Source organism: Erwinia sp. V71 (assembly GCF_965644245.1).
Classification (GTDB): Bacteria; Pseudomonadota; Gammaproteobacteria; order Enterobacterales; family Enterobacteriaceae; genus Erwinia.
On record NZ_CBFFRK010000137.1, the window covers coordinates 1 to 12,338 of the forward strand.

Here is a 12,338-nt window from a genome sequence, read left to right on the forward strand (position 1 = left end):
CCGGCAGCCTTCAGTGGTCTTTGCAGAGTTAAGACAGGCGGCTTAGCGTTGCACTTCGAACTTGAATCCGCCCTTTTTACATTAAATGATGATGAGGTTTTATGTCGGGAGATCGAGAGTTCCCCATACATGTGTTCCCCGCGAGGGTGAGAAATGCAATTTATGAGATAGTGCAACATACTCAGGCACCGCTTCCCATGGTTGCAGCAGAGATGCTTGGCGTCATATCTCTTGCTTGTCAGAACAGAATTGATGTTTGTAGGTTGAATAATCTGCGTAGCCCAACATCGCTTTTTATTGTGACAATTTCGGAATCTGGGGAACGGAAGAGCACGGTAAGTAAGTTGTTAATGAAGCCTATTTACCAACTAGAGGAACGGCTATTTGATCTATATAAACAAGAAATAATTAAGTGGCGGCATAACGTAAAGATTTTCAAGGCGGAAGAGAAAGCTTTTATGTCAAAACTGAAGTCAGAGATCCGTGGTGGCAAAGATCCAACCATAACACGTGAAAGTCTGAGTATACTGCAAGATAGTTATCCTGTAGAGCCTGTCAGATATAAGTTGACGTTTAATGATACCACACCAGCGGCGATAAAAGAGTATCTCTGTGGTGACTGGCGATCAATTGGCATTTTATCAGATGAGGCTGGGACCATATTTAATGGTTATGCATTAAATGAATTGCCGTTTGTCAACAAAATGTGGGATGGCGCAACGTATTCAGTCGAAAGGAAAAACGCACCTGAGAGGTTAATAAAAAATGCCAGATTGACATTATCCCTGCAGGTTCAGTCTGTAGTTATCAATAGATATATTGAAAGAAAAGGGGATATAGCAAAAGGGATAGGATTTTTTGCTCGTACACTTATTTGTCGTCCCTTTTCCACACAAGGATATAGACAAATAACTAATCCTGTTGTCTCAAGTGAACATTTGCCTGTGTTCCATGAGCGATTAATGGAGATCGTCAATGAGAGTATCGAAAACAAAGATGAACGTATTTGCCTGCATTTCTCGCCAGAAGCAGGACAGAGATGGATTGCATTTTATAATCAAGTTGAAACAGAAATGCGGTTACTCGGATTTCTTTCAGACTTTAAAGATTATGCATCTAAAATCGCTGAAAATATGGCAAGGATTGCTGCATTATTACACTATTTTAATGGTGATGAAGGGGATGTATCACTTACCGCTGCAGAAGCTGCTATAGAAATAAGTGCATGGTACGTAGATGAGTATATAAAATTATTTTCCAAACAACAGGAGCTAGATATGGTCAATACAGATGCAGATGAGCTTTATTGGTGGATAAAAGAATATTGCAATCAAAATTTTTACCATATATGAGGAAAAATACCATACTGCAATATGGGCCTAACCGGTTCAGGGACCGCGGTAAAGTAAATGAATTATTAAGCACTCTTTATTCTCAAGGGAAGATAAAGGCTGCTAAAAAAGGAAAAACTATCTTTATACAGGCGATGGATACCTGGGGTATTTAATGAAGTAAAAAAATACCATCGAGATACTTGCTTGTTCTAACTAATTGCAGAGTTATTTTGGAACTGCCAGCGCAGGTAGGTGATAGCTTTTGCCTAAATTTAAATGTTGGAAAGGTAATATATATTTATTTGTATAAATCACCCCTAACATATCCCTGTGAAGAGCAGGGATATTAAAATCAGAGATGTATGATGAAACTTTATCAAGGTACTCATGGCGATCATATTCTCGCTTACAGAGATAAAATTGTTCTGACAGTCAGTAATGCTATCAATCAGTTTCCACGAACTATGGCATTAAGAGCGGATCTTCATTACCCACCTATTTTAGATAATGGTGATACAGTATGCTGTTTTCCTAACCTTGAACCCGGTGCAATATCACGCTTTCTGGATTCGATGAAAGCGATTTTGGAAGCACATGAACATCGCAGAAAGTTTGCTGGGATCAGAGTCAACAAGAACGTTGTACGTAATGTCTGGGCAAGAGAATACTCAAAGAGTGGAAAATGCCATTTCCATATTTGCTTATTTTTTAACAAGGATGCTTACTACCATCTGGGGCATCTTAAGCATAGTGGTACACTTAGCAACCAGATAATCAGAGCTTGGTACAGTGCTCTCAGATTAGAAGTTGAAGATTGTCGTGAGCTTGTTCATTTTCCTGATAACTGTCGGTATGTACTTAACGTAAATGATCCTGATTTTGACATCATATACAATGAGTTGCTTGAACGACTGGATTACTTGACCAAGCTCGATACGAAGATATTTGGTGAGGGAGATAGAAGTTTCGGGTGTAGTCGGGGATAATTTTTACTGCAATGGCCTTTCTTATGCGAGAAAGGCCAAATCAAATAACGTTAATTATTTAAAATTATTCACTTACTGCAATCTGCGCTTCGGACAAAAATATAGCATCCAAAATTTTTGTAGATTGTAGTAGCTTCTCAAGAGCTGTTTGCAATGGAAAAAATACTTCATGTTCCACTGGAAACTCACCATGCTCTTTCCAGCACTCAGTGAGTAAATTAGGTTCAATCGTGACAGGTAGGAAATAGTTACCTTTCCCTTGTTCCAATAGCCCTAGTGTCTGCAGTTGCTCACGGTAGGATTGTTGAACATTACTCGCATAACTAGCAATCTTTTTGACTCCACCAAAATACCCGGCATTCAATTTAAACTCAAAACCAAACTGCCCCTGCTCGGTTCCCGTACCCGTCAGGACGGCTAAAATATAATCATTTCCTTCAGTAACAGTCGAACTGTTTTCAAACCAATATTTGCAGTTAACGCCTTCAATGACCCAGGCTGGATGGGCCAGCCAGCAATAATCCTGATGTTCATAATTTGCTTTACCTACCCAGCTGTTGTCTTTCATAAATCGTTCAACACACTGATCAAAGCTTTTCCAGAAGGCAGGGCTTAAATGCTGTTCAAAATAGACAACAGCTTCGTTAAACATCTTTAGTTGCGAAAGAATCAGTATACCGGCCTGACGTTCTGCATCGCTGTGTGGATTCATGTCTAATCCCTTAAATTAAAATGTACGAACTCGATTAAGAAAGCAAAATGCGGCATGGGCAGCCATTTGGCGTGAAGGCGAGTTTTCATTATCAGAAATGAATTCTTTGTAATGCGGTTGCAACGAAGACTCTAAAGCTGTGGCGAGATGTCGCCAGGAAATACAGGGAACATCCTCTGGCTTGAAATCTAAGCCACAGGTCAGCGGTTTTCCGCCACGAGGCGTTAAAAATATAACGGCCCAAGGACGTGACATTGCGCGTAATTTAGCATCAGAACAGTATCGGGCGACTTGTTCTGGCTGTTCATACGCATCAATTTTCACCTCTATAAGCAGGAAAAAATTATCCGCATTGATTTCTACATCAACACGATTGGTATTATCGCCAGTAGGATTAGTTTCAACCCGCACCCGACAATAGTGAAGGTAATCTTCAGGGATATCATTTCTGCTGTGTCGTATTGCCTGCAGGAATGCCTGTAAAGGTAGTCTCCCGAAACCATGAGTCCCCTCGGGATCAAGAAGCCAGGCAAGAACAGCTGTGTTACGAACTTCTTTACGCCCAAGGCCTGCTACTTCCCAGGGATCAAAAGATAAAGATCGATGCTGAACAACTTTCAGTGCTTCAGAGATCAAGCTGAAGAACTCAGTTAGCTGAGATGCATCAATATTTGTTTTTTTATCTTTTTCTCTGGTCCACTCCAGGTTTTTTGGCCATTGGTGAAAAAATTCCGGTAGCAACTCAACCAGTGAAGAATTGTCATGTTCCATTCGATGCCCACTCAAAAAAGACGAATTGTTCATACTAGCGGCAATTCAAAACACTTCACCGGTTTCCCATCCTGCATTTCTACCAGTAATCGTGCAGATTGCGGCTGCTCAGCCAACAATCCTTGTTGGAATTTCCTGAGCGATGAATGGGCCTCTTCAATAGCCATCTTTTGCTGCATTAACGTCGTTGTCGTCCATTTCCGCAGTAATACTTTATTGGCATTGGTGGTATTTCTCTGTTCCGTCAATGCGCTGATACCTTGTATCCGCTGGTGAACCTGACGCTCAACTTTGTCAACAACGCTTTCGAACTCCTGATAGCTATGAACAATGGTTTGTTGGCGGTGCCTGACGAGTGTTGTGTTACCTTCGGCATGAGTCAGAAGATGCAACGCTTGCGCACGAACCTTCATCGCCAGGTCCCATTCATGGATTCGCTCATCAAGGATATTTTGTTGGGTCTGGATCTTATTCGTAATCTCCGTACTGCCAAAGAGCTCACGGTCTTTAAGTGCAGCCACTTTGTCACCAGCAGCGGTAATATCAGTCAGTAAGTGTGCCTGCAGGGCGGAGAACTGGACTTCAATATCCTCCAGTTTTTGGCGTATTGCTGGCGAACATTGCTCCTCAATAACCACGGGAGTAATTTGCTGCAAATACTGTATGGCCCCAATGATCTCTGACTTGCGCGCGTTATTCTGGAATGCAGAAACTTCACGCACCGCCTCAACAATTTCCGTCAATTTCTTGCTGATATCAGCCAGGTGCTTTTGCGCTAGCACGGCAGAAGCAACATTCAACAACATACCGGCGTTAACAAGCTGACTTAGTTTGTCAGGATTCAGCAGAACGGCATGTTCTTTAATCCCTTTTTCTCCCAGGCTGAAGCCTCGGAAACCAGGGCCATCTTTTACACTCGCCAGAGGACCATTAATAATGACCTCCATATATTGATGGCTGGCAATATGTGTAGAGGCCGCCAGAGAGGGTAATGTTTGCAACAGCGGGCTCAGCCGTGAAATACCGGTAATATCCTGCTCCTGCATCGCACCGGTGTTGATACTTTCCGAAGGTGGAATTGTTGCAACCGTAAGCGCAGGTTGGTGAATATCATGCCCAAAACCCCAGCGTTGATCGTATATGAGAGCAGGCATCGTGGCGGGTGATGGCCGGGTGGCAAGCCGGAACTGGCGGGAGTTTTTTAAGCGAATCCAGGCAATTTGCACCACGCAAGGCAGTGTCACTCGAAACGCCGGGTTTGAGATGTCATAGGCGGTATAAAGACCCGTAATAGCCAGGCCAACCGGCCCGGTTAATACACCCAACACACGCCCGATGCCAAGCCCTGCAATTAAAGGTAGCACTTTGCCTGCTGACGTTTGAGCAAGACCATTGGCAACTAATGCCGCTTTCTGCCAGACGGAAATGTCCAGACTGACAGAGGCGCTAATGCCCATACCACGTAGAATTTGGCGGCGCTCATCATCCGACATTTTTTTCCATGACGAGGTAAATACACAGTCAATAATCAGCGCTTCTTTTTCTTCTACCGATGCATCAGCAGGGACTTTCATCTTCAGATGGCTGGCAACGTCATCTACAATTTCGCTGTAGCTGACGCCATTGCGACGAAACAGATTCACGAACGTATTACCACCGAAATGCTGTAACTCCCGTACAAGCAGGCGCAGAGTTTCTTCATCAGGTATTTCCTGGCGTTTGGCATCCTGTAATACAGCCTTTACGCTGTCTGACATGGAAAAACTAAACTTACCGGTGTTAGTGATGTAATCGATCAGCAGATCTATATCGCCTTTATCTGCGTTCAACAGCAGTTGAACCAGCGCTTCATCACCCTGGATATCTATCTCACTCATGAAAATACCTCTGCCATATTCATCACCAAAATCTATTAAAACCCGCGCATCCCATTGATAAATGTTTCAATCACATCACGCACACGGTCGTAGACACGTGCCCGCACGTTCTTGCGTTCCAGAATCTTCGGCGTCCAGGTTAGCGTTTCTGCCACTTCATCCTCTCGCGGCATCACGTCGGTAAAGAGGTAGTTATCCAGTAAGCCGGTCAGTTTGATGGAATCGAGTCGCTCCTCGCTGCATAGGGCAGCCAGCGCCTTACCTTTTTCCTGTTCGACATAAGCTTCAAACACCTGAGTGATATCTTCGTCATGCGAGGCATGCAGCAGACTTTTTTCAATAAAGTTATCGATAAGCTCACGTTTGCTACGCAGCGTCACGTCGCTGTCGACAATATCCATGATCTTTTTCTTCTGCTCCTGCTGCTCTTTTGGCGGCATAGCCTGAATGCCAGCCAGTAGACGCAAAATGTAGCCGACGTTAATTTCGTCGCGATGAATCAGCGAGACTTCAAAATCTACGTCTTCAAGAATCGAGACTTTCTCCTTGCTGGAGTGTTTTTTCACCTTGTCGTGGATATCGAGGTACTTACTGGTGAAATCCGCCAGCGTTTGGTCCGACAGCGGTTTAGCCGCATCATCAAAATCGGCAAAGCTTTCGAGAATGTTTTTCAAACGGATCACATCGCGGAATGCCGTTACAAACGCCAGCTGTGCTTCCTCATCTGGCAAATCGTCCACGCTTTCCACCGATGGCGTCAGTGTTAACAAACGATCGACGGCTTCTTGATAATCACCGAAGTACTCGTCAAAGGGTTTCACCAGAACCGTGGAGGAAGCATCTTTGTTCGAGAAAAGGGCAATAGCATCGTCGGTCGCTTTCTTAAGATTACGGAAGCAGACGATATTCCCGTGGCTTTTCTTCTCGTTGAGAATGCGGTTGGTGCGGGAAAACGCCTGTACCAGGCCGTGAAAACGCAGGTTTTTATCGACGTACAGCGTGTTTAGCGCCGGGCTGTCGAAACCGGTGAGGAACATATTCACCACCAGCAGAATATCGATGCCTTTCTCTTTGGTGCGCTGGGCAATATTTTTGTAGTAATTGTAAAAGCTTTTTGAATCATTGGCAGAGTAACTGGTGCCATACAGCTCGTTATAATCCTCGATAAAACTATCCAGATGATCGCGACTCGAGGTATCAACTTTCGCGCCTTGCGGCAGGCTAATATCCTCTTCATCCAGCAGGCCGTTTACCGCCTCTTTATCACTTTTGTCCGCTTCATTGGCGGCATAGGTGAAGATAGTGGCAATCTTTAACGGCTTGTAACTGGCATCTGCCGCCTGCAATGCAGCCTGCTTTTCTTTAAAGAGTTTGTAGTAGGTGATCAGCATATCGACAGACCCGACGCAGAGCATCGCAGTGAACTCACGATTGCGGGTCTTGGCGTTATGATGGGCAAGGATATAGTCGGTGATTTTGCCCAACCGGTTGTCGCTTTCCATCACCTCTTTGGTGTCGATATCCTCCACATCGATATCGATCTCATTGCTGCTCTCTTTGCGCTTGTAAGTACCGACATATTCCACGGCAAAGCGCAGAACGTTTTCATCCCGGATGGCGTCGACAATCACGTATTTATGCAGGCATTTATCGAACAACAGTTCAGTGGTCTGCTTGATGCCGTTGGTGATATTGACGTTATCGGCAAAGATTGGCGTCCCGGTAAAACCAAACAGCTGAGCATTCTCGAAGAAATTCACAATCGCTTTATGCGTATCACCGAACTGGCTGCGATGGCATTCATCGAAGATAAAGACGATGCGCTCTTTGCGCAGGTGTGCGAGCTGTGCTTTGTACCCTTCATGGGTGATGGCGTTATTCAGTTTCTGAATAGTAGTCAGCGTCAGTTTGGTGCAGCTTTGCTTGAGATGTTTTATCAGCGTACTGGTGTTGTTGGTTGTATCAACGCTGTCTTTCGCAAAGCCATTGAACTCTTTTGCCGTCTGATAATCCAGATCCCTGCGATCGACCACAAAAATAACCCGATCCACTTCCGGCATATCCATGATCACCTGGCTGGCTTTAAACGAGGTCAACGTTTTACCGGAGCCGGTGGTATGCCAGATATAGCCGTTCTCCGGCCGTCCCTGCTTGTGGAGATTCTCCTTCACATGGCGGATCATCGCTTCGCAGGCGTAGAACTGGTAAGGGCGCATCACCATAAGGCACTTACGGGTTTCGTTCAGCACCGTGTAGTGGGTGATCATTTTGGCGATGTGACAGACCTTCAGAAATGCGGCTGTGAATTTTTCCAGGGCTTTGAGTGGGTTATTCTTTTCATCGGTCCAGAAAAAAGTCTGCTCGAAATGGTTGGCGCGGTTGTTGGCGTAGTATTTGGTGTCCACGCCGTTGCTGATAATAAAGATCTGCACATACTGGAACAGGCCGCTGCCGACCCAGAAAGCGTCCCGATGGTAACGATCGATCTGATTAAAGGCTTCTTTCAGCCCCAAGCCACGACGCTTAAGTTCGATCTGCACCAGCGGCAAGCCGTTGATCAGCAAGGTAACGTCAAAGCGGGTTTTGCGTGTGTTTTGCTCGGCATTGAATTGCTTCACCTGGCTCGTCACCTGAAACTCGTTCTGGCACCACTCCTCTTTATTGATAAAGCTGAGCCACTTCTCGGTGCCGTCATCACGCAATAACTGGTAGCGATCGCGCAGAATCTTAGCGCGATCGATGACTTCATTGCCTTTTGTCAGATGTAAGAAAACACGGTTAAATTCGCCGTCAGTTAGCGGAGAGGCTTCCAGTCGGTTATGGATTTCAATCTGCTTACGCAGATTGGCTTTCATACTGGTTTCGTCGGTGACATTCACCCGCTCGTAATGCATGCCAACCAGTTGTTCCACCAGCTGCGTTTCTAACTCGTATTCGCTTTGCGTTGCCATCAGTATGTAGTGCCTTTCGTTATTGTGCTGACCCGGAGTCGGCTAGGCCGGATTGTTTTTTATACAAACATTTGCTGGAGTAGACCCTGCTTCCAGGTTTTTAACTTGTCCAGCTCTGCTTTTTTTACAGCGATTTTATCGTCAAGGGCAGAGAGATAACTGGAAATTTTGTTTTGCTCAGATAAACAAGGAATATTAACCTCAATTTTTTCTATGGTATTTTTAGAAAGGCTTGGCACTCCCGATGCCTCATTATATTCTTTCCAGTTTATTGTTAAAAACAACTGATAGACAAATTTTGGATGCACGCCTTTAAATTCATGAGTATAAAATAAAGTATCTACAGTCCAAATTTTCCCATTGTAATAAAATGGCTTATCAATAGTCCCTTTTCGGCCAATGCATACCGTTTCTCCTTCAAAAAGAAACTGATCAACCATTGTCATGAAACCACCAGTACCAAAAACAGGGACATTACCATCATTCAAATGTTTATAATCTCGCCCGCTACCTATCTTTAGAATATTACCTATAAATTTTCTATCCCACCTAGGAAACTCCTTCCCATTCTCATCCTTAAACCGCACTTCTTGACTAAAAATCTTCTGCATCATGCCTTTTTTGTATTGGCAAACCAGGTCGTACTGTTTGTTCAGTAGCGTGATTTTTTCGTCAACAGAGGACAGAAAATCAGCGATTTTGGTTTGTTCTGTAACATCAGGAATAGTTACAACCAACTCATCGAAGTTTTTTTGGCCTAGTGTTTTGTTTCGACCTGCACCACCAGGGGATGCAAGTTCTAATAAATATTTCCCTTTTTTTGTCAGGAAGTATCTTCTGATATAGTCAGTGTTACATTTGTTATCTTTAGGTAAATACATTGGGAATCGGTGAGATGCAATACATCCCTCATCTTTCGACGAAGTAATTGCTACCGCTTGTTCCCAGGCAAAAACGATATTAAAAATAACAGCATCTTTCTTTATCCAAAAAACGCGTTTATTCCCTAATTCAGCACCAGACACCTCCTCTTTATGGAATAAACCTCTACCATGGGAGCGAATCCCTATTTCTCGATATTTTCCTATTTTAGAAACAGATACAGGGGAAACAAAGCGAGCTAAAATATCCTCAATTTTATGCTTACCTAGGGAGGCTGAGAATGACTTAAACCTTATCTTTGGCACCATTACTTATTCCCCTCCACCAACGTAAACGGCGCATCAATCCCCAACTCCTTACAGAACCCAGCGATGGTCTTATCGATCTCTGCCACTTTCCCTTCCATATCGCGGATTTCCTGCGCCACTGCGTTGAGGTCAATCTTTTCTTCCACCTCAAAAGTGTCAACATAGCGCGGAATATTTAGGTTGTAATCATTGTTACGGATTTCTTCCAGCGTCGCGATATGGCTGTATTTCTCGACCGCTTTCCAGTCGTTGTAGGTATCGGCGATGTTATCGATATGCTCCTGCAACAGGCGGTTCTGAGTTTTCACCTTTTCAAAGTCATTGCTGGCATCGATAAACAGAATACTGTCGTTGTGCTTACGGCACTTGCGCAGTACCAGTACGCAGGTCGGAATGCTGGTACCGTAGAAGATGTTGGCAGGCAGGCCGATCACCGCATCAATGCAGTTCAGCTTCTCAATCATAAACTGACGGATATGGCCTTCCGCTGCGCCACGGAACAGAACCCCATGAGGCAGAACCACTGCCATAGTGCCGTCATCTTCCAGGTGATGGAACATATGCTGTAAAAACGCCATATCTGCTTTGCTGGAGGGCGCCAGTTTGCCGTACTGGGCAAAGCGGTCATCGTTCATAAACAGCGGACTGGCGCTCCACTTGGCAGAGAACGGTGGGTTAGCAACGATGGCGTCAAATTTCAGATGCGTGTGCTGCGGGTGCTCCAGCGTATCTTCCTGAATGATCTCAAAATCCGCATAGTGAATCCCGTGCAGGATCATGTTCATACGCGCTAGGTTATAAGTGGTACGGTTCATCTCCTGACCGTAGATTTTACCCACTGACGAGGCTTCGCGTTTCACGCGCAGTAACAAAGAGCCAGAGCCACAGGTCGGGTCATAGACGTTTTTCAGCTTCAGCTTGTGAGTAGTGACGATTTTAGCCAGCAGAGTGGAAACCGGCTGCGGGGTATAGAACTCCCCGGCTTTCTTACCTGCGCCTGAGGCGAACTGGCCGATCAGGTACTCGTAGGCATCACCCAGAATATCGGAACTCGCTTCGCTCAGGTTAAAGCTCAGTTTGTCGAGTTCAGTGACGACTTTGCCGATCAATTCGTTTTTCGCTTTCGCCGTGTTGCCAAGTTTGCTGGAACCTAAATCGAGATCTTCAAACAGGTTGCTGAAGTCATCCGCGGAGTCGGTACCCAGCGTGCTCTGTTCAATGCTGCGCAGGGTAGTAGCGAGGTCTTCCAGAATAAAACCGGTACCTGTGCCTTTGGGATCTTTAGCCACACGTTCCGCCATAGTGTGGAACAAATCCGTTGGCGGCAGGAAATAGCCTAAGGTCTGGATACTGTCCTCTTTTACCGCATCAACGATATCCTGATACGCCGGATGTTCCGCAGTCAGTTCATTGTACTGAATGCCATCTTCCGCCAGGATTTTGTTCGCGTAAGCAACGAATTTTTCAGAAAGATATTTATAGAAGATAAAGCCTAAGCAGTAGTCGCGGAATTCATCGGCATTCATCTTACCGCGTAGGGTATCCGCGATATTCCACAGGCGGCCTTGCAGTTCACTTAAATTTTGTGCTTCAATCTGGGGAGACATAGTTCTTCCTGTTGTTTTTCTTCGTCACAAAGGGGTGACGTAATAAGTCAAATCATACCACTGAGCAGGCTCAGGATCTGCTGTTCACTCAGGGCGGCAAGCCGCTGCTGATAAAAGCGTTTTTCTCGCGCCGCCAGATAGAGCCCCCCCATCGCGTTTTGCTGTGCGAGTGACGGGAGGGTGACGGTAAAATTTTTCAGTTCATTAACCGCGATACGCTGTACGACGGTGGAACCCTGGGTGGCCTGGATCCGTTGGCGTCTTCCTTCTGGGCTTTCATTGAAATGCCAGAGAAACCACGTTGCATTAATTTGGCTGTCATCAACATCCACTTTGACATAGTTATTACCTAAAATACGTCCGGCATTTTCGGTGCTCACGCGAACTGCCTTGCCATGAATCAGGCTTATGACAACATCTCCTTTCTGCGCCAGCACAACATCCTGATGTGTTTTAACCCACTGCTCTTTCTCCGCGGACACAAGACCTGACTGCCAGTCATCTAGCAGAAACTGCTCGGTTGCATAGAAACGAAATGCGAGCCCATCTGCGTGTTGCTGGATACGGCTGATGTGCGAGCCTGCAGTAAACGTAGCTATTTCCTTGTAGGTGAGCAGCATTCAGACTCCGAATAAAGATAAATTACATATGTTTTGTGCGGTATAGCATACTCATGCTGAATAGATGAAATCAAGTAATTTAATTTTATTACATGTGCTAATGATCAAGTTTTTTCTGGTAAGAATAGCGTTATATAGTGCTCAGATATCAGGTTGAACACTAAAAAATCATTCATAACTTCAAGTTTTAATGCATGAGAACCCTAAATGGCTTGCTCGCGAATTCAGATAATAAGTGCAACGCTTGGTCATGTGGATGGAGGGACGGTTAGCTACCGATAAGCTATCCT

General features: G+C 45.0%; 8 protein-coding genes and 1 pseudogene. 2 read left to right on the plus strand and 7 right to left on the minus strand.

Annotated elements, in window-relative coordinates:
• Nucleotides 1-101: 101 nt before the first annotated feature.
• Both ACSZO1_RS19500 and ACSZO1_RS19505 read left to right on the plus strand, forming a co-directional pair.
• A pseudogene (locus tag ACSZO1_RS19500) lies at nt 102-1,507 on the plus strand (YfjI family protein).
• A 192-nt stretch (nt 1,508-1,699) separates the two neighbouring features.
• Nucleotides 1,700-2,320 carry an inovirus Gp2 family protein gene (locus ACSZO1_RS19505; protein WP_437615611.1) on the plus strand — a complete coding sequence of 207 codons (621 nt, stop codon included), beginning with the start codon at nt 1,700-1,702 and terminating at the stop codon, nt 2,318-2,320.
• A gap of 64 nt (nt 2,321-2,384) precedes the next feature.
• Here the strand turns inward: ACSZO1_RS19505 and ACSZO1_RS19510 are convergent, their stop codons facing one another.
• Genes ACSZO1_RS19510 through ACSZO1_RS19540 form a run of 7 tightly spaced genes read right to left on the minus strand, consistent with a single transcriptional unit; the run spans nt 2,385 to nt 12,048 of the window.
• Complete coding sequence (locus ACSZO1_RS19510) at nt 2,385-3,032, minus strand: hypothetical protein (protein ID WP_261437244.1); 648 nt, start codon at nt 3,030-3,032, stop codon at nt 2,385-2,387.
• Nucleotides 3,033-3,047: 15 nt separating this feature from the next.
• Entirely contained in the window at nt 3,048-3,803 is a 756-nt protein-coding gene (locus ACSZO1_RS19515; RefSeq protein WP_437615599.1) for a PD-(D/E)XK nuclease family protein, read from the minus strand.
• A 29-nt stretch (nt 3,804-3,832) separates the two neighbouring features.
• Complete coding sequence (locus tag ACSZO1_RS19520) at nt 3,833-5,680, minus strand: YaaW family protein (RefSeq protein ID WP_437615601.1); 1,848 nt, start codon at nt 5,678-5,680, stop codon at nt 3,833-3,835.
• A gap of 35 nt (nt 5,681-5,715) precedes the next feature.
• A complete protein-coding gene (locus ACSZO1_RS19525; RefSeq protein WP_437615603.1) occupies nt 5,716-8,631 on the minus strand; it encodes a type I restriction endonuclease subunit R in 2,916 nt (971 codons plus the stop codon).
• Between the two features lie 59 nt (nt 8,632-8,690).
• On the minus strand, nt 8,691-9,821 hold the full coding sequence (locus tag ACSZO1_RS19530; protein ID WP_437615605.1) for a restriction endonuclease subunit S: 1,131 nt from the start codon (nt 9,819-9,821) through the stop codon (nt 8,691-8,693).
• A complete protein-coding gene (locus tag ACSZO1_RS19535; protein ID WP_437615607.1) occupies nt 9,821-11,428 on the minus strand; it encodes a type I restriction-modification system subunit M in 1,608 nt (535 codons plus the stop codon). The genes ACSZO1_RS19530 and ACSZO1_RS19535 overlap by 1 nt, the downstream gene beginning before the upstream one ends.
• Nucleotides 11,429-11,475: 47 nt before the next feature.
• Nucleotides 11,476-12,048, minus strand: coding sequence for a restriction endonuclease subunit S (locus ACSZO1_RS19540; protein ID WP_437615609.1), 573 nt, complete (start codon nt 12,046-12,048; stop codon nt 11,476-11,478).
• Nucleotides 12,049-12,338 lie beyond the last annotated feature (290 nt).